The organism is Acinetobacter sp. NIPH 542, from assembly GCF_000369825.1.
In the GTDB taxonomy this organism is placed as follows: Bacteria; Pseudomonadota; Gammaproteobacteria; order Pseudomonadales; family Moraxellaceae; genus Acinetobacter; species Acinetobacter oleivorans.
Map to the genome: position 1 here is coordinate 1,157,587 of NZ_KB850206.1, position 19,762 is coordinate 1,177,348.

17 protein-coding genes are annotated in these 19,762 nt (G+C 39.8%); 12 read left to right on the top strand and 5 right to left on the bottom strand.

Translation table 11 applies throughout. The features are described from left to right. Positions 1-122: 122 nt before the first annotated feature. Entirely contained in the window at positions 123-875 is a 753-nt protein-coding gene (locus tag F886_RS11010; RefSeq protein ID WP_005304987.1) for an iron-containing redox enzyme family protein, read from the top strand. 50 nt (positions 876-925) lie between these two features. On the opposite strand, the gene F886_RS11015 is transcribed toward F886_RS11010, so the two are convergent. Next, entirely contained in the window at positions 926-2,065 is a 1,140-nt protein-coding gene (locus F886_RS11015; RefSeq protein ID WP_005304990.1) for a hypothetical protein, read from the bottom strand. A gap of 156 nt (positions 2,066-2,221) precedes the next feature. Next, on the bottom strand, positions 2,222-3,208 hold the full coding sequence (gene lipA, locus F886_RS11020) for a lipoyl synthase (RefSeq protein ID WP_005304993.1): 987 nt from the start codon (positions 3,206-3,208) through the stop codon (positions 2,222-2,224). A gap of 352 nt (positions 3,209-3,560) precedes the next feature. Here lipA and F886_RS11025 point away from each other — a divergent pair, with 352 nt between their 5' ends. The 6 genes from F886_RS11025 to F886_RS11050 are packed head-to-tail and all read left to right on the top strand — an operon-like array spanning position 3,561 to position 10,398. Then, the gene (locus tag F886_RS11025) at positions 3,561-4,523 is read left to right on the top strand and encodes a thiamine pyrophosphate-dependent dehydrogenase E1 component subunit alpha (protein ID WP_005304996.1); all 963 of its coding nucleotides are present in this window, start codon (positions 3,561-3,563) and stop codon (positions 4,521-4,523) included. A 13-nt stretch (positions 4,524-4,536) separates the two neighbouring features. Continuing rightward, entirely contained in the window at positions 4,537-5,556 is a 1,020-nt protein-coding gene (locus F886_RS11030) for an alpha-ketoacid dehydrogenase subunit beta (protein ID WP_005304999.1), read from the top strand. Between the two features lies 1 nt (position 5,557). Continuing rightward, positions 5,558-7,084 (top strand): 2-oxo acid dehydrogenase subunit E2, encoded by a 1,527-nt coding sequence (locus F886_RS11035; protein ID WP_005305001.1) that lies wholly within the window; start codon positions 5,558-5,560, stop codon positions 7,082-7,084. Between the two features lie 10 nt (positions 7,085-7,094). Then, positions 7,095-8,498 carry a dihydrolipoyl dehydrogenase gene (gene lpdA / locus F886_RS11040; protein WP_005305005.1) on the top strand — a complete coding sequence of 468 codons (1,404 nt, stop codon included), beginning with the start codon at positions 7,095-7,097 and terminating at the stop codon, positions 8,496-8,498. 26 nt (positions 8,499-8,524) lie between these two features. Then, complete coding sequence (locus tag F886_RS11045; protein ID WP_005305008.1) at positions 8,525-9,310, top strand: acetoin reductase; 786 nt, start codon at positions 8,525-8,527, stop codon at positions 9,308-9,310. A gap of 29 nt (positions 9,311-9,339) precedes the next feature. Continuing rightward, positions 9,340-10,398 carry a 2,3-butanediol dehydrogenase gene (locus F886_RS11050; protein WP_005305011.1) on the top strand — a complete coding sequence of 353 codons (1,059 nt, stop codon included), beginning with the start codon at positions 9,340-9,342 and terminating at the stop codon, positions 10,396-10,398. A 47-nt stretch (positions 10,399-10,445) separates the two neighbouring features. Here F886_RS11050 and F886_RS11055 read toward each other — a convergent pair whose 3' ends face one another. After that, complete coding sequence (locus F886_RS11055) at positions 10,446-11,357, bottom strand: bestrophin family protein (protein WP_005305012.1); 912 nt, start codon at positions 11,355-11,357, stop codon at positions 10,446-10,448. A 69-nt stretch (positions 11,358-11,426) separates the two neighbouring features. Continuing rightward, the gene (locus F886_RS11060; protein ID WP_005305013.1) at positions 11,427-12,698 is read right to left on the bottom strand and encodes a sigma-54 interaction domain-containing protein; all 1,272 of its coding nucleotides are present in this window, start codon (positions 12,696-12,698) and stop codon (positions 11,427-11,429) included. 191 nt (positions 12,699-12,889) lie between these two features. Here F886_RS11060 and F886_RS11065 point away from each other — a divergent pair, with 191 nt between their 5' ends. From F886_RS11065 to F886_RS11080, 4 genes are all read left to right on the top strand, one after another. Continuing rightward, a complete protein-coding gene (locus F886_RS11065; protein WP_005305014.1) occupies positions 12,890-13,585 on the top strand; it encodes an MBL fold metallo-hydrolase in 696 nt (231 codons plus the stop codon). A 9-nt stretch (positions 13,586-13,594) separates the two neighbouring features. Further along, positions 13,595-15,241: a bifunctional protein tyrosine phosphatase family protein/NAD(P)/FAD-dependent oxidoreductase gene (locus F886_RS11070; RefSeq protein ID WP_005305015.1), complete on the top strand. Its 1,647-nt coding sequence runs from the start codon at positions 13,595-13,597 to the stop codon at positions 15,239-15,241. Positions 15,242-15,643: 402 nt separating this feature from the next. After that, the gene (locus F886_RS11075; RefSeq protein ID WP_005305018.1) at positions 15,644-16,435 is read left to right on the top strand and encodes a sulfite exporter TauE/SafE family protein; all 792 of its coding nucleotides are present in this window, start codon (positions 15,644-15,646) and stop codon (positions 16,433-16,435) included. Between the two features lie 112 nt (positions 16,436-16,547). Then, on the top strand, positions 16,548-17,552 hold the full coding sequence (locus tag F886_RS11080) for a homoserine dehydrogenase (protein WP_005305021.1): 1,005 nt from the start codon (positions 16,548-16,550) through the stop codon (positions 17,550-17,552). A gap of 31 nt (positions 17,553-17,583) precedes the next feature. Here F886_RS11080 and F886_RS11085 read toward each other — a convergent pair whose 3' ends face one another. Continuing rightward, complete coding sequence (locus tag F886_RS11085; protein WP_005305025.1) at positions 17,584-18,501, bottom strand: DMT family transporter; 918 nt, start codon at positions 18,499-18,501, stop codon at positions 17,584-17,586. 166 nt (positions 18,502-18,667) lie between these two features. Between F886_RS11085 and F886_RS11090 the strand changes: the two genes are divergently transcribed. Next, entirely contained in the window at positions 18,668-19,522 is an 855-nt protein-coding gene (locus F886_RS11090) for a helix-turn-helix domain-containing protein (RefSeq protein ID WP_005305027.1), read from the top strand. Positions 19,523-19,762: the final 240 nt, after the last annotated feature.

Sequence of the window (19,762 nt, forward strand, 5' to 3'; positions counted from 1 at the left end):
GCGTCGCAATCCATCGAAAAAAGTTACAAATGGTCGATTAACGATTGTATCTTTATCATTTTCGGATAGACTTGTAGCGTGAAATACAGATGATTGCTGTCATATAAATAGGAAAATTAGCAATGACTGCTCTAAATCAATATGGAATGCATTTAGAAATTACACCGCATAATGGATGGTCACAGCAGTTCTGGGATGACCTGCTACCAGCGAAAGAACGGGTAAGTAAACATCCGTTTTTTTCGGAAATGGCCAATGGGGGATTGAGCCTAAATAGTTTCCGTTATGCTTTACTTAATTTCTATCCATTAGTCGCGCATTTCCCGTCATATATGGCTGGGGCGTTAGGAAAAGCAACCGGGTTTTCTGAACCTGGCGTTACAGAAGCACGAGATTGGTTAATCCAAAATATTAAGGTCGAAGAGCGACACTTAAAATGGTATCGCGATTGGGCTGGAGGTTTTGGTTTAACTGTAGAAAAGCTTGATAGTGTGCGGCCACCAGCTGCGATGAATGCAGTAAACCATTTCTTATGGAATATGAGTCATCGCGGTAATTTGGCAGAGTGCCTTGCTGCAACAAATCTGGCAATTGAATGGGCAACTGGAGACTGGTCTATTCAGGTCTATAAGGGTATTCATGCATATACAGATCATCCTGACGTAACGATTGATAAACGTTCTTTGGCTTGGTTACGTGCGCATGCGCATTATGATGATCTTCATCCTTATGAAGCCATGGAGCTGATTAAGCGTTTATGTAATGATCGTCCTGACTGGCAGCAAAAAGCATTTCATGCTGCTGAAGAAGGGCTGCGTTATTATGAATTAGCCTTAGATGATTGTTATCGGGTGCAGCTTCAAGCTTCTGCTTGATCTTGCCTCAATAAAAGGGAGAATATCTATATGATATTCTCCCTTTTATTTTATTCGAGTAATTTTAAAAGTTTAGTTCGATAAGGTGTTTCTTCAGGTAATAATTCAAGTAAACGTTCAACAGCATCTACACGATCTGGCACACGACTGACCACTCGTAATAGTTGATCAACATCTTCAATCTGATAAATCACATGACTCAAGCGAGCATCAAAGCAATCTCTCCATGCACACAAAAATGGGCTTTCTGATTTAGCTAAAAAACTTCCTCTATAGAGAGTAAGAGTAGTCGATGTGAAGCCTAGGTTTAATGCTTGCTCTGCCATTAAGAAATCACATTGAATTTCACAGTTAAGTTTATAAGGGCGAGACTCGATAACATCGGGGATTAGGTTTCTAAGTTGAGAAAGTTCTGCTTTTAAGGTGGTGGTACTAACTGGTCGATCGCCATATAAAGCATAGTGAAGTTCTTCAAGATTAATTCCCTCAGGACAAAGGGTTAGAATGCACAGAATCTCAATCTGGCGTTGAGTCAATGTAAGACTGTGTTGGTTATATTGAACTTTAGGAGTACCAAAGGCCTTAATATATAAAATATTTTTCTGATGAAGCTGAATTGCTTGCTTCACAATATCAGCGCATCTTTCAACAGCTAAAAGCCCCAGAGAATTATGTTTTTGATATTTGGTCGACAAATTCATAATGCCATAAAATTGGCCTGTATTTGTATCGGTAATAGGTGCTGCATAGCAGACCCAATCTCTTACACTATTCATTTGGTTTTCGTGTGAGTAAACGCAGTTAGCTGAATGAGTATTTAATGCTAAACCAATTGCATTTTGACCTACTGCCTGAGTTGACCACTGACCACCTTCAACAAAATGAACTTGCTCTGCCGATGAGCGCATAGGTGTACTACTCCATGTCCAAAGTAGAGTGCCATGTGGGTCGGTCACACCAATTGCCATATCAGCATCTTCGGCAATATGCATTAAATTCCGATGGCACTCGTGAATCGAACGACCAAACAATGAATGTTCCCATTCTTCGGTTAGGTCAAATAACGGAGCCGCTTCGAGGTCAACTGGTGGTTTTTTTACTAATTGTTGAGAATGAGATGACTTTTCTGGCCGGAATAATGACGGCGTGGTATCTAAAAAGGGTGATGATAATTGTTTTGACATATCCATATCGAAATTCCTTTATCATTGAAATGGCGTATCCGTAGCCGCTCAACCGTTATAACTTTCTTATTGTGACTATTTCCTGATTATCTCCTTACCTTAAATAATTTTATAAGCCTTGACCATTATCCTATTGGATAAGTTTTGTTAATTATCTGATCTTTAAGATAAGACATCTTGTCGGCTGAAAGGCTTTGGTACTTCTTCTCCCAAATATTGTCGATCAGCAAAGTAGCTAGAGCGGACCATAGGAGCACTCCAAATATTTTTAAAACCTAATCGTTTACCGTGTCGCGTGTATCTTTCAAATTCTTGTAAATTTACAAACCGATGAATAGGTGCATGTGACTTTGATGGCTGTAAGTATTGTCCAATAGTAATAAGGTCTACCTGATAATCTTTTAAGTCGTTCAGTAGAGCAAGTACTTCTGCTTCAATTTCTCCTAATCCAACCATCAGGCCAGACTTGGTTTTGATATCGGGACAATATGCTTTAAAGCGTTTAAGTAACTCTAGTGAATGTTGATAGTCTGAGCCAGGGCGCATCGCTTTATATAAACGCGGAACTGTTTCAATATTATGATTAAACACATCTGGAGGAGATAAGCTCAAAGTCGAAAGCGCTGTCTCTAAACGACCGCGAAAATCTGGTACTAAAATCTCAATCAAAGTTTCTGGGCAGCTTTTTCGGATTTCTTCAATGCACTTTACAAAATGTGCAGCGCCACCATCGTGTAGATCATCACGGTCTACAGAGGTAATCACAACATACTTTAAGTTTAGATTTGCGACTGTTTCTGCAAGATGCTTAGGTTCATCTTCATCTAAAGGTTTTGGGCGACCATGTGCTACATCGCAGAAAGGGCAACGTCTAGTACAGATATCTCCCATAATCATAAATGTTGCCGTACCTCCACCAAAACATTCAGGTAAATTGGGGCATGCTGCTTCTTCGCAAACACTATGTAACTTCTGTTGGCGCAGCAAATTTTTTATGCGTTTAATTTCTTCAAAATCGGTTATTTTGGCTCTAATCCAATCAGGTTTAGTCGGTAACTCTTCTGTAGGTAAAATTTTAATCGGAATGCGAGCGACTTTATCTGCTCCTCTTAATTTTATACCAGTTTCTACTTGTCTTTTAAAATCCATATTCATAATTCCATTTTATTTAAAACCCGCTTAAAATCCTATATTTTTAATTTAATTAGATCATATTGAAAAGCGCAATTAATTAAAAACACAGGGTGTGGCGAGTATTATAAAATAAGAAAGGTTGGTTAAAGGTTTGTTTTATAACTTAATGAAAATTATAAAAAATTTTTAAAATTATTTTTGATAATTAAGTTTTTGAAATTTAAAAAATAATTACATATATTTTAATTAAAAACTTTTTAGTCTAATAGATTGATTATTAATTTTGAGTTTAAGTATTTATAGCGAATTAGATTTTCGCTTGAAACTTGGTTGAATTTTTAAAATCAAGATAATAAAGGAAAAGGATATGCAATTAACGGAAGAGCAATTACTCGCAGCATATAAACGTATGCGTGATATTCGTGAATTTGAGGATCGACTTCACGAAGAAAATACCAATGGTGATATTCCAGGTTTTATTCACTTATATAGTGGCGAAGAGGCTGTAGCAGTCGGGATTTGCGAAAACTTAACCGACAAAGACTATATCACTTCAACCCATCGTGGACATGGACACTGTATTGCAAAAGGTTGTGACATTCACGGCATGATGCTGGAAATTTTCGGTAAAGATGAGGGACTGTGCCGTGGAAAAGGCGGTTCTATGCATATTGCCGATTTAGATAAAGGTATGCTCGGTGCCAACGGGATTGTGGGTGGTGGGCCTCCTTTAGCAATTGGTGCAGCGTTGACAGCAAAAACCTTAAAGACAGGTGGCGTCGGACTATCTTTTACAGGTGACGGCGGTTCAAACCAAGGTCTTACTTTTGAAGCAATGAACATGGCGGTTGTTCTTAAACTTCCAGTCATTTTCGTTTTCGAAAATAACGGTTTTGGTGAAGGGACTGGTCATGATTACGCAGTAGGAAGCAAAGACATTGCTGGTCGTGCAGCAGGTTTTGGTTTACCAGCGGTTAAAGTTGACGGTACAGATTTCTTTGCAGTTTATGAAGCAGCTCAAACTGCCATTGAACGTGCACGTCGTGGTGAAGGTCCGAGTGTTATTGAAACCATTACAAACCGTTTTTATGGCCACTTTGAAGGTGACCCTGGCTTGATTCGTTCTAAAGAAGAAGTCGAGTTCATCAAAGAAAATAAAGATCCTTTGAAAATTTTCCGAGAGAAAGTTAAAGGCAAAATTGATGAAGCCAAGCTAGACGAGATCGATGTCGCATCTAAGGCAAATGTCGATGATGCCGTTGCTAAAGCTCGTGCTGCGGCATATCCAAAACCAGAACAACTCCTTACCGACGTCTATGTCTCTTACTAAAGGAATAGTAAAGATGCCAAATAAAAGTTTTCGTAATGCAATTAAAGAAGCCATTGAATCAGAAATGCGCCGCGACCCAACGGTTTTTGTAGTTGGTGAAGATGTTCGCGGTGGACATGGTGGTAAAAATACCGAAGATAACGAGCTTGAAGGCTTCGGTGGGGTACTTGGTGTAACCAAAGGCTTATGGACAGAATTTGGTTCAGAGCGTGTTATTGATACACCAATTACCGAATCTGCAATTATCGGTATGGCTGCCGGTGCTGCGGCCACCGGTTTACGTCCTGTTGCTGACTTAATGTTTATGGATTTCTATGGCGTGTGTCATGACATGCTCTATAACCAAGCCGCTAAGTTCCGTTATATGTTTGGCGGAAAAGCAAAAGCGCCAATGGTTGTACGTGGCATGATTGGTGCTGGTTTTTCTGCGGCAGCTCAGCATTCGCAGTCACCATATAACGTATTCGCCGCGGTTCCGGGCTTAAAAGTTGTGGTTCCATCTAGCCCATATGATGTGAAAGGGCTGTTAATTCAGGCTATTCGTGATGACGACCCTGTGGTGTTCTGCGAGCATAAAATGCTTTATGACATTAAAGGCGAAGTTCCAGATGATGCCTATACTATTCCTTTTGGTGTAGCAAATTACACCCGTGAAGGGACAGACGTGACCATTATTGCTTTAGGCCTGATGGTACACCGTGCCAATGAGGTTGCAGACAAACTGGCAAAAGATGGTATTTCGGTTGAAGTGGTCGACCCTCGTACAATTTCACCTCTGGATGAAGAAGGAATTTTAGAGTCTGTCGCATCGACTGGTCGTGTGGTTATTGTGGATGAATCAGCGGCACGCTGTGGTTTTGGGCATGATGTTGCTGCACTGGTCGCGCAAAAAGGTTTCCACTATTTGAAAGCACCTGTTGAACTCGTAACGCCACCACATACGCCTGTTCCATTCTCTCCAGTTTTAGAAAAAGAATGGATTCCAAGTGTAGAGCGTATTGAGCAAGCTGTGCGAAAAACATTGGAGGCTTAGGATGAGCGAAATTAAAACGCTGGAGATCCCGAAATGGGGATTATCCATGGAAGAAGGCACGATTGCCCAATGGTTGATTAAAGAAGGCGATAGCTTTAATAAAGGCGATGAAATTTGTGAAATTGAAACCACAAAAATCGTCAATGTATTAGAAGCGCCTTTTGCAGGAACGCTCCGTAAAATTTTGGCGAAAGACGGTGATACTTTACCTGTTGGTGGTCTTATTGCGGTATGTGCTGATAGTGAAATTTCTGATGCAGAAATTGAAACGTTTATTGCATCACTAGGTGGTTCAGCAGCTAAGGCCCCCGAAGCACCTTCGGAGCAAAGTAAAGCGGAAACATCTGTACCTGTTGCTGAAAAAGCAGAACAACCACAGACTGCTTCAGCTCCTGCAAATGTAGTAGCTAAAGGTGACTATGCTGTACCGGAGTCATTGCAAGGCTATCAAACATCTGATGAGTTGTTTACAACACCGCATGCGTTAAAGCTTGCAGAAAAGCACAATGTAAACTTGGCAAAAGTCACGGGTTCTGGTCGTGAAGGACGTATTAGTGTTCAAGACATCCAGACGGCTGTTCAAGCTGCTGGAGGTCAGTGGCCTGATGTTAAGCAGCAAACTCAGGGTAAAGTGGTTAAATCTACTGCTGATGATAGCCGAGTTTCAGCGACACCTGTAGCACGCCGTTTAGCAAAGCAATGGGGCATTAACCTAAATGACTGCCGTGTTTCAGGTACTCGTGGCCGTGTCTGTAAAGAAGATGTTGAAGCGGTTTACTATCGTAATAACCCAAAGTCGGTAAATGAACAATCTGTTCAATGTGCTGCTCAACCACAATCGACCGTTACTACTGTCGCGATGAATGGTATGCGTAAAGCGATTGCTTCACGGCTACAGGCTGCAAAACGTAATGCACCGCATTTTCGCTTAGTGGTCGATCTAAACGTAGAAGCTTTGCAAAATTTACGTAAACAGATTAATGAGACTGTTCCACAAGTGAAACTTTCTATTAATGACATGCTAATTAAGGCAGCGGCAGCGGCGCTGATTAAAGTACCTGAGGTGAATGTTCAATTTGATGAGGCGACTCAATCAATTTTACAGTTCTCTCAAGCGGATATTTCGGTGGCTGTAGCGATTCCAAACGGTTTAATTACACCGATTGTAAAAGCAGCAAATCAGAAGTCTTTAGTACAGATTTCCGATGATATGCGTGATTTGGCAACCCGTGCTAAGACTGGCAAGTTACAACCTGATGAGTTTCAGGGCGGTAGCTTTAGCATTTCAAATTTAGGAATGTTAGGCATTAAACAGTTCGATGCCATTATTAACCCACCGCAAGGTGCAATTATGGCATTAGGCGCTTCTGAATCACGTGCTGTTGTTGAAAATGGCAATGTCGTGGTTCGTGAGATTGTTACAGCGACGTTGTCATGCGATCACCGAGTCATTGATGGTGCAGTTGGGGCGAAATTCTTGGCCAGCTTTAAGCAGTTTGTTGAAAACCCTGCTTTAATTTTGGTGTAGGAGAACCCGCATGTCAGAAACTCAATTTGATTTAATTGTGATTGGCGCGGGACCGGGTGGATATGTGGCTGCAATTCGTGCAGCCCAGCTCGGGTTAAAAACCGCAATTGTAGAAGAGCAACATTTAGGCGGAATTTGTCTAAATTGGGGCTGTATTCCAACTAAAGCTTTGCTTGCAGGGGCAGAGCTTGCAACTCAGTTTAAACATGCAGGACAGTTTGGTTTTCAGGTATCCCAACTCGATTTTGATATACAAAAGCTTGTGCAGCATAGCCGACAAGTGTCAGCTCAGTTAGTACAAGGCATCGATTACTTACTGAAAAAGAATCAGGTGACTGTGTTTAATGGTCGTGCTCAACTTACGGCTAAAGAAAAAATTGAAGTGACTGATGCTCAAGGGAACAGTCAAGCTTTAAGTGCACCGCATATTATTTTGGCAACCGGAGCTAAAGCTCGACATGTTCCTCAGCTTCCTGTCGATGGAACATATGTCTGGAGCTATAAAGAAGCTCTTGTTCCAGAGCAATTACCAAAAAGTTTACTCGTTGTGGGCTCGGGTGCGATTGGTAGTGAGTTTGCTAGTCTTTATCAAGACTTGGGGTGTAAGGTCACGCTTATTGATTTAGCCAAGCAGATTTTACCAACCGAAGATGCAGAAGTTGCTCAATTTGTCAGAAAACAATTTGAACAAAAAGGAATGAAAGTCTTAACTGATGCCGTTGTTCAAAGTATTCAAATTGAAAATGGGCAAGTTCACTGTGTGATTGAAACAGCAAATGACGTTCAAACGCTAGTTTTTGACCGTGTGCTTTCGGCAATTGGTGTACAGCCGAATACCACCGGGCTAGGACTAGAACGTTTAGGTGTAGAACTCAATCCACAAGGTTTTGTGGCAATTGATGACTATTGTAAAACCAACGTAGCAGGGCTTTATGCAATTGGTGATGTGGCTGGTGCACCGTGTCTTGCCCATAAAGCAAGCCATGAAGCCATGATCTGTGTTGAGAAAATTGCTGGTGTGGCAAACGTACATTCGCTCGACCGTAGTCAGATTCCGGGTTGTATTTTTACACATCCACAAGTAGCGAGTATTGGTTTAACGGAAAATGCAGCAAAAGCTCAGAATTTACCTATACGAATCGGTAAGTTTTCTTTAACTGCAAACGGCAAAGCTTTGGCAATTGGAGATGCATCAGGTTTCGTTAAAACTATTATTCATGCAGAGACGGGTGAATTACTTGGTGCACATATGGTAGGCCATGAAGTGACCGAGCATATTCAAGGCTTTGCCATTGCGAAATATCTAGAAGCAACTGATGAAAGTTTAGCTCAGGTGATTTTCCCACATCCAACATTATCAGAAGCTATGCATGAATCCATTTTGGCTTCAATGCAACGAGCGATTCATATGTAGAAATTCTACATTTACAGGAGTTGAACATGGTTAAGGGATTAAAAGATAAAGTCGCTTTAGTGACTGGGGCAGCTCAAGGCATTGGCCGTGGGATTGCCCTGCGCTTGGCGCAAGAAGGGGCACATATTGCATTAGTGGATATGAAACAAGATCAACTGAACGATGTGCAGCAGGAAATTCAGGCTTTAGGTGTAAATGCGAGCACATTTATTGCCGACGTAAGTGACCGCGAGCAAGTGTATGCCGCTATAAATCATGCTGAGAAGACCCTTGGTGGGTTTGATGTCATAATTAATAATGCTGGAATTGCACAAGTTCAAGCGATTGCGGATATCACACCGGATGAATTTCAAAAAATTGTTGATATTAATATTGGTGGCGTGCTGTGGGGCATTCAGGCTGCAGCTGCAAAATTTAAACAACGCCAAAATAAAGGTAAAATCATTAATGCTTGCTCAATTGCAGGCCACGATGGGTTTGCTTTACTCGGTATTTACTCGGCAACCAAATTTGCGGTACGAGCACTTACCCAAGCTGCGGCAAAAGAATATGCCAGTCACGGTATTACGGTAAATGGATATTGTCCCGGAATTGTCGGAACGGACATGTGGGTTGAAATCGATAAACGTTTTGCTGAAATTACCGGTGCAGCAATCGGTGAAACTTATAAAAAGTATGTGGAAGGCATTGCTTTAGGTAGAGCTCAAACACCAGACGATGTAGCTGCATTAGTTGCTTTTCTGGCAAGTGAAGATTCGGACTATATTACGGGTCAATCCATTTTAACAGACGGCGGAATTGTCTATCGCTAAAACAACATCCTGATTTGAGGGAGATAATAATGAAAGCAGCGCGTTTTTATGACAGAGGCGATATTCGTATTGAAGATATCCCTGAACCAGAAGTCACTCCCGGTACTGTAGGCATTAAGGTAGCTTGGTGTGGAATATGTGGTACAGATTTGCATGAGTTTATGGAAGGGCCAATTTTTATTCCACCATGTGGACATCCACATCCTATTTCAGGTGAATCTGCACCGATTACTATGGGACATGAATTTTCAGGTGTTGTCTATGCTGTAGGTGAAGGTGTTGATGATATTGAAATTGGTCAACATGTCGTCGTAGAGCCTTATATTGTGGCCGATGATGTCCCTACTGGACCGGGTGATAATTATCATCTTTCCAAAAATATGAACTTTATTGGTTTAGGTGGTCGTGGCGGTGGTTTATCCGAAAAAATTGCGGTTAAACGCCGTTGGGTGCATCCAATTTCCAATAAAATTCCACTAGATCAGGCAGCCTTAATTGAACCGTTATCGGTGGGTCATCATGCCTATGTACGCAGTGGTGCAACGGCTGGTGATATTGCACTGGTAGGTGGTGCGGGTCCAATTGGTTTATTGCTTTCGGCAATTTTAAAAGCGAAAGGTCTTAAAGTCATCATTACTGAACTAAGTTCTAAACGTAAAGAAAAAGCCAAAGAGTCGGGAGTCGCAGATTATATTTTAGACCCGTCAGAAGTTGATGTTGTTTCTGAGGTCATGAAAATCACTAATGGCGATGGTGTCGATGTAGCTTTTGAATGTAGTAGCGTTAACAAGGTGTTAGATACTTTAGTCGCGGCAGTGAAACCAACAGGTGTGATTGTTATAGTTTCGATTTGGAGCCATCCAGCATCAATTAATGTGCACAGTGTGGTAATGAAAGAGCTTGATGTACGAGGCACAATTGCCTACGTAAATGACCATCAAGAAACCATTAAACTGGTCGAAGAAGGTAAAATAAATCTGGAACCTTTTATTACGCAGCGTATTCAACTTGATGATTTGATTTTACAAGGTTTTGAAACCTTAATTCATAACAATGAGTCAGCCGTTAAGATTATTGTACATCCATAAATAGCCACTTAAACCTATAAAAAAGAGCGATGATTCGCTCTTTTTTATTAAAGTAAATTGTTGTTTTGAGCTTCAATAATAGGGGGTAATGGCTGCCCTAAAGAGCTTAGAGACTCACGTTCAATCAAACGCACAATAGAATCGAGCGGTAAATCATTTTCTTGCAAGCCAAAAGGTTCTTCAATTTGAGCACTTAAGGCATCTAAACCTAAAAACATATAAGCAATTAAACCCACAATAAGTGGTGTCCAGATGCCTAAAGCTGCTTCAAGGCTAAACGGTAATATGAAACAGAAACAATAAACAGCACGGTGCAAAAGTACTGAATATGAGTAGGGCAAAGGTGTCCCCGCAATACGGTCACAACCCGCTTGAATATTGCCTAACTCAATAATATGTCGATTTAGCGTGCTATAGATAATGTCACTAATTTCGCCATCTTTGAGTATTTTAACTAAATCTTTTTGAATATTTTCGAGTACAAACTGAGGGGCATTAATATGCTCATTTAAATAATTAAGTGAAGAATTATTTAAATAGGCATGCTCAAGAAATTTTGTGGGTTCGACTGTTTGTTGACGCAGTCGATCACGCAACAAGTTACTAAAAATTAAGACCTGATGAATTAAATGTTCACGTTGTTCATTAGATAGAACATGGCTATCTCTAACAATATGTCTGGCATTGGCAATTAATGCACCCCAAAGTTTGCGGCCTTCCCACCAACGGTCATAACACGCGTTATTTCGAAAACCCGTACAAATCGACAGAATTACACCAAAGATGGTAAATCCAATCGCGGGTACGGTAGGAATTTGAATCCAATGATAATAAGAGAGCCAGACCACACATGCTGAAATAAGTACAACAAAACTTAGTGCAGGCAAAACCTTCGGTAAAATTGTTCCTTTCCAAGCAAATAAAAGTTTAAATACATTGCTTTTATCACGAACAATCATATAAAGCCTTTGAACTAATGAACCTAACCAAGTGCAATATGATACGCCTTAGACGAGCTAAATACCTAACTAAAGCTTATGCTTTTGTCTATATCGCCAAAGGGTAGTACGGCTAATTCCAAAAATATTCGCGACCATATTTAAGTTATGGTTATATTTTTCTAAAGCGGCTTGTACATTTTCAGGACTAAGCTCTGTATTTGTTTCGGGTAATTTAACGTAATCATCTGCATTTAAGAGCTCATTTGGTAAGTCTTCAACTTCAATTTCGTCCTTACCATTTGCCATGGTTAAAGCATAAAGTAGGGTGTTTTTAAGCTCACGAACATTTCCCGGCCAGTCATAGTTAAGCAAAATCTGCATAGCTTTTTGATTGACATGACGAGGCATGGTGTCGAGTTGAGTTGAGCTTTCTTTTAAAATCTGATCGACAATAAGAGGGATATCGACTTTTCGCTCTCTGAGTGGTGGTATAAAAATTGGAATGACACGCAAACGGTAGAGTAAATCATGACGGAAACGCCCAGCCTTAGCCTCTTCGCGTAAAGCTTTATGTGTTGCGGTAATAATTCGGACATTGGCTTGAATCGGTTTTTCACCACCTACAGGCGTAAATTCACCTGTTTCTAACACCCGTAATAATTTAGCTTGCAGTTCTAAAGGAATCTCGGCAATTTCATCTAGGAAAAGAGTTCCGCTTGCGGCACGTTCAAACACACCTTTATGGTCACGAATTGCTCCTGTAAAAGCACCTTTCACATGCCCAAAGAGTTCACTTTCTAAAATATTAGAATTTAAAGCTGCACAGTTAATCGCTACAAAAATCTTATTTTTACGTTGGCTATAATCATGAATTGCTTGTGCCACCAGTTCTTTACCACTACCAGATTCGCCGCGGACGAGCACTGGAAACTCAGTAATTGCCACTCTTTGAATAATTGAAAACATACGAGTCATTTCTGGTGAACAACTATTAAAAACTTTAGCCAAGTCTTGCAATTGTTCTGTTAGCTCTACTTGATCAGCAATATCATTCTCTATGCTAACGGGCTGTAGAATATGCAATTTCCCGATAATGCGATGCTCTGAGATGTAAATATCATTTTCCTGATAGATAAATCGCTTTCTCATTTTAGGAGTATTGATTTCAAGATACTGATTATGATGGTCTTGAGTAAGCGCTGCCATGCTCTCAACAGAAATATCATCTGTATTAAATTTATAGTGAATTGCTTGAGTCGTTGTGTCTGCTAAAAACAGACTCGCATTTGGAAATAAAGCTTTTAATTGCTCAAATAAAATAAAAAAATCTTGTTCTGACTCAAAATTTAACTTTGCCATTGTCTGTGTTTCACAATCGTTTCATTGAAACATACTTGAGTTTCAAAGGAACATCAAGCTGAGTTTATTTTCTAACTTTAATTTCACTTATTATTTTAAATATTTGATTTTTATATTTATTATTTAATTTTAAATAATTGGCACCTTATTTGCAAAATATAGGAAAGAAATAAATTATTGGGGTATAAATCATGTTCTTTAAGCAGTTTTTTGAGCAGGAAAGTTCGACTTATACATATATGCTTGGGTGTGAAGAAACACGAGAGGCTGTTTTAATTGACCCAGTCGCATCAGATATAGAGATTTATACAAAAGAGTTAGAGCGGCATCAATTTACGCTCATCTATACCTTAGATACCCATGTTCATGCAGACCATATTACTGCTGCGAATTTGCTTCGTGAACGTTTCCATTGCAAATCGGTTTTACACCGTAATTCAGATGTAAGTTGCGGAGATATTTTAATTACAAATGGTTGCATGCTTAAAGTCGGCAATCTCAGTATTGAAGCACGCTATACACCAGGTCATACCAATGCTTGTACGAGTTATTTGGTTGGAAACATGGTTTTCACGGGTGATGCATTATTAATTGATGGATGCGGTCGAACTGACTTCCAGCAAGGTAATGCAGGGACACTTTATGACAGTATTCATAGACAACTTTTCAGCCTACCTGACGAAACTATTGTGTATCCGGGACACGACTATAAGGGTCGTTTGTCTTCAACGATTGGTTATGAACGTTTAAAAAATTCACGTTTAGGTCAGAATCACTCACGAGAAGATTTTATTAAATTAATGAATAATTTAAATCTGCCATATCCAAAACAAATCGATAAAGCACTACCTGCCAATCAGGCCTGTGGTTCAACTTCACAATCATAAGGTGGCGATATGGAACTTAAACGAGTTAATCAAGAATTTTATGTTGCTGACCAGATTACTGCCGACGATATCGCGAAAATTGCAGATCAGGGAGTAAAAACTCTGATATGTAACCGTCCAGATGGAGAAGGTGCAGACCAACCCAATGTGATTGAAATTGAAGAATCAGCTCAACAATATGGTCTAAACGTAATTTATCAGCCTGTGACCAGCGGCAAAATTACTGACCAACAAGTTACCGAGTTTAAGCAGCTTTATCAGAATGCTCAGAAACCTATTTTAGCGTATTGCCGTTCTGGTATGCGTGCAATCAGTTTATGGGCTTTAGCAGAAGTTGCCCCGAAAGATGCGGTTTTATTAGTAGAAGCAGGTAACAAACTTGGTTTTAACTTGAAAGGGTTAGTGCCACGTATTTTAAAACGTGACCATGAACCAGCCACAATTCCTTGTTATAGCGTTGTAATTGTTGGTGCTGGAGCAGCTGGAATTTCTGTAGCGTCTAGTCTTTTATGCCGTGAACCTCATTTAGATATTGTCATTATTGATCCGGCAGATACCCATTATTATCAACCGGGTTGGACCATGGTTGGTGGTGGTATTTTTAAACCTCAAGTAACCGCACGCTCAATGGTAAGTGTGATTCCTGCAAAAGTAAAATGGATGAAAGCCGCCGTTGCTGGATTTGACCCTGAGCATAATCAGGTCATTTTGGAAGGATGCCAACCTATTCAATATAAAGCGTTGGTCGTCTGTCCTGGTTTAAAACTCAATTGGCATGGCATTGAAGGCTTAGTCGAAACCTTAGGTAAAAATGGGGTGACGTCTAACTATCGATATGACTTAGCGCCGTATACATGGGAATTGGTGCAACAACTAAACGGTGGAAAGGCAATCTTTACCCAGCCGCCTATGCCGATTAAATGTGCCGGTGCCCCACAAAAAGCGATGTATCTTTCTGCTGATTACTGGTTAAAGCAAGGCAAACTTAAAGATATCTCTATCCATTTTTATAACACTGGTGCTGTTTTATTTGGTGTGAAGGAATATGTACCTGCACTAATGCAATATGTCGAAAAATATGGCTCTGAACTGCACTTTAATCATCAACTGGTCAAAGTAGATGGGCCTGCAAAAAAAGCATGGTTTAAAGTGGTGAACGATGAAAATGCAGCATTGGTCGAGACTGATTTCGATATGTTGCATGTTGTTCCACCGCAACAAGCCCCAGACTTTATTCGTGCAAGTACACTCACTGATGAAGCAGGCTGGGTGAGTGTTAACCCTCAATCCTTACAACATATACAACATGCCAATATTTTTGCTTTAGGTGATGTGATTAATGCACCTAATGCCAAAACTGCTGCTGCGGCACGGGCGCAAGCTCCTATCGTTGCTGTGAATGTTCTAGCACAACTGAACGGTGAGCAAAACTTCTGCGAGTACAACGGCTATGGTTCATGTCCACTCACTGTCGAGCGTGGAAAAATCGTTCTGGCTGAGTTTGGTTACGGCGGTAAGCTTCTTCCAAGTTTTCCAAAATGGGTGATTGATGGGCAAAAACCATCTCGTTTGGCTTGGTTACTTAAAGAACAGATTTTACCGCCGATTTACTGGCAAGGCATGCTCAAAGGCCGCGAGTGGATGGTAAAACCTTAGCGAGGTTAAGCAAAGCAACCCTTTGTACGAGCGCAAGGCGAGAGCTATGCTCGAGCGGAAGAGGATAAGTAAAGATTAATAATCTTTACCCGAGCGCAAGACGAGAACTATGTTCGAGTTAAGAGGATAACCAAAGCAACGCTTTACCCTGAGAAGCGACTGAAGCTTCGCAAGAAGGCGAAAGCTGTGTTCGAGTTAAGAGGATAAGCAAAGCAACGGTTTGTCCTGAGAAGCGGTTGAAGCTTCGCAAGAAGGCGAAAGCTGTGCTTGAGCGGAAGAGGTTAATCAAAGCAACGCTTTATCCTGAGAAGCGGTTAAAGCTTCGCAAGAAGACGAGAATCTACGTCCTCATTAACCAGCAGTCTACTGCAAATGATGTATATGCAATTTTAGGCTTTTGATATGTTATTACTTGTCGTTGAAGGCATCGTGATTGGCTTTTTACTTGGTCTTACCGGTGCGGGTGGCGGTATTCTTGCTGTACCTGCACTCATGACCAGTCAAGGCTGGAGTGTGGCTCAAGCTGCACCAATTGGGTTGTTGGCGGTTGCGCTATCTACACTCATTGGAACTATTGAAGGCTTATTTAAAAAGATAGTTCGTTACCGTGCTGCAATCTGGATTGCTTTAATTGGTGCTCCTATAGCACATATCGGCATTTTAATAGCTAACATGATTTCACCTGTCTGGCTCATGTTAATGTTTAGCTTAGTCATGTTTACAGTGGGTTATCGACTCATTAGTAATCGAGTATCAGACTTTCATAACCCGCCGTGTCAGGTTAACCCAAGTACGGGACGTTTTATCTGGAATTTTAAAACGGGAAGCGTTCTTGCCAGCATCGGAATTATTGCTGGGCTTTTAACTGGAATGCTAGGGGTTGGTGGCGGCTTTGTAATTGTGCCAGCGCTAAGAAAAGTCACAAATTTGGATATGCATAGTATTGTTGCAACGTCACTTATGATTATTTTTCTCATTAGTGGAATGAGTATTGTGATGCATATTGCAGAGGGTTTTCATTATCCAGTAGGCATTACTAGTACGTTTGCACTCGCATGTGCAGTTGGTATGTTATTAGGGCGCAGAGCTATTCGTTTTATTCCCTCTGCAATTGTGCAAAAAGTCTTTGCTTTAATGGTTTTTGCTGTCGCAATTTATATGGTCATTAAGATAGTTAATCTAACAAATATCTAAAAGATATAGTATTTTAACTTATCTTTATAAGTGCAAAGTTTCCAAAGATGAAGTATTCAAATTATCTTTGGAAACTTTTTGATTTGAACCCTATAAATTTTGAGAAAGCGAAATGAAGCGAGTTAATGTGGCAATTTGTGGTTTTGGACGGATTGGGCAACAAATTGCAGAGCTTCTTTTAAATCGATCGGCATACTATCAACAAAAATATCAAATTGATGCCCGTTTAGTGGGTGTCTGTAAATCATCATCAGGTTTAATTGATCAAGAAGGTTTACAAGCTGCAAAGTGGCTAGATAAAACACAATATCAAGTAGGCTTAACTGAGCAAAAGTTTTTAGAACAGGTTCAGGCGGATGTCATTATCGAGACAGGCCCAAGTGACTATGTAACAGGTGGAAAGGGTTTATTTTATTTAAATTATGCTTTAACACATAGGATGAATGCGATTGCGGTATCTAAAGGTGCTCTAGTCGTAGAAGGCAAAAAATTAATTAGCTTGGCACATCAGCACAATAAAAAACTATTTTTTAGCGGTGCGACGGCTGCGGCTTTACCCACTGTTGATTTGTTTGAATATAACTTAGCAGGCTGTGAAATTTTAGAAATAGAAGGTGTGTTTACAGGCACCACGAATTTTATTTTGAATGATATGTTGCAACATGAATGTGCATTTGCAGAATCTCTTGAAAAAGCTCAAACAAAAGGGATTGCAGAACCTGACAGTTCTTTCGATGTAGATGGATGGGATACCGCTGCTAAAATTACCATATTGGCAAATACTGTTTTGGGAGCTGATGTAAAAATTCAAGATATTCCAAGACAAGGAATCAGTCATGTCACAGCCGATCATATACGTGGTTGGAAAAAAGAAAATGTAATTCCTCGATTGGTGGGTTTTATTCATATTAAGAATCAGCAAATTCAAACAGGCGTTGAGTTACGTTTAGTCCCAACACATCATCCTTTTGCTCATCTGCAAGGTTCCAATAAATGCATTCGAGTGTTAACGCAAGAAATGGGTGAACTTATTGTAAGTGGAGGAGCATCTGCACCTTTAGCTACGGCAGCTGCTGCTTTAAAAGATTTTGAGCTGATGCTAAAAATGGACTGCTGAAATTAATTATAATTTTTAAAAAAGCAGGCTTTTAGGCCTGCTTCTCACAACTTTTTTGACTATTAAATAACTTTTTTCCAATTTCAAACTTACTGAACATTAAGTAGTTACCAAGTAAGATGAGTAAAATTCCAAATACAGCATTTAAAGTCCACTCATATCCTTCAAAGAAGGTAGAAACTGTTAGAGCGACTAAAGGGAAAAGTAATGTGCTATATGCTGCTTTGGCCGCACCAATGCGCCCAACCAAAGAAAAATAAGCAGAAAACCCAATAACCGTACCAAATACAGCCAAGTAAAGTACCGAACTTAAAAATGGGAAATTCATCGGCGGCATTAAATCTTGTCCAGTAAATAAAGCTAGACTTAACATCACCAATGCTCCATAAGTCATGGCATAACAATTTGTTGAAAAGATATTTAGACCACGTTTTTGGTGTCTAACACTAATCATATTTCCTAAAGAAAAACCGTAAGTGCCTACTGCACATAACCCAATTCCCATCAACAACTGTGCATTAAACTGGCTATTAATGAGGTCATGCCAAAAGAGTAAAACAATACCACCTAGGCCTAAAAGTGCAGCTGGGGCAAAGTTTGGGGAAGGTTTTTGCTTAAAAAAGATAAGCGCATTAATGGCATTAAAGAAAACAGCCATCGAAAAAATAACGGACTCTAAACCGCTATTTACATATTTAACGGCGGTATAAAAACAAATAAAGTTTAGGCCGAAAACACAAAGGCCTTGCAGCATACAAAATAAGTGATCTTTTAAAGCAATTCGCTGTAATTTTCCTGAAAATAGTAAAACAACCCAAAGTAATAAGGCTGAAATAGCAAAACGCCATAAAATTGCGACGACGGGTGTTGCATAATGGCTCTGAACGGCAATTCCAATCCATGTTGTTCCCCAAATCAACACCACCGCAACATAGAGCAAAATATTCATAAGTTCATCCTCGATTACCAAGCTTAAGTATCTAGGAATGCTTCATTTTTCACGTATATATTCTTGTGTTATACATGCAAGATCTTGCGTTTTTTATATAACTGAACTAGCTGAATTTTGCTGAATATGGTTAACTTAAGCTCAATGATATTCGTTTTAATTTTGCATGGCCTATCAAACTTTAGAACAGCTACAGCAATCTAAAGCCAAGCTTCACGAAACTGTGGTGCTTGATGAAAATATGCAACTTGCATTTTGGTCTAATGAACAAGATCGGGTAAGTGTCTGTAGCGATCACCATACTTTAAGTCTTTATATTCAAGATGGCTATGAAAGCTATCAAAAAACACCTGCGGGCTGGAAAAATGGCGGTGGGCCGGGGCGTTTTTGTTTGTTGCCTGAACATCAAGAGTCTACTTGGGATATACGAGGCGGGCTTAAATTTGTTCACCTGTACTATACCGACCAACATTTGCGTGATGTTGCTGAAAAAATATGGGACAAAGAGCCCAATCAAATTGAACTAAATGAAGTTGTCTTTAATGATGACGAAAAGATTCGTGCGCTATATCAGTTTTTCTTGTTAGATTGTGATTGGAATGATTCATCAAACCATTTACAAATGAGTACAACTGCCAGTTTATTGTTGAATCATTTAATTCGAAGATATAGCAATGTTAAGTGGCAGCAGCCTGTCATTAAAGGTGGCCTTGCTCCTCATAAACTCAAATATATTCAAGACTGGATTGAAGGGCATTTAGATCAAGCACTCACTTTGTCAGACTTGGCAAATGTTGTGAATTTAAGTGAATACCATTTTGCCCATATGTTTAAACAGTCTATGAATATGGCACCTCACCAATATGTTATGCAAAGACGTTTAACTAAGGCAAAAGGGCTAATTCAGTCATCTCAGCTTTCTTTACAAGATATTGCCCTAGTATGTGGTTTTAGTTCAGCGAGTCATTTAAGTCATCGCTTTAAACAGTTTTATGGCATGAGTCCTTCACAATTACGTTAAAGGACTTATAACTCATTTTTATAAAAGATAAACAATTAATTCAACTAGCAGGTTGCTAACTCTTATGTTTCAGCATTGGGTAACAACATGCAGTAGTTAATAACATGTTCAAATTTCTTGGGCTATCTAGAGCTTTTATTCAACACAAATACATATATCTTTTTTATAACAATAATTAAATTCCATAGATAACTATTTACTAATTTATTGATATTCATTGAAATTATTTTTTTAACTAAA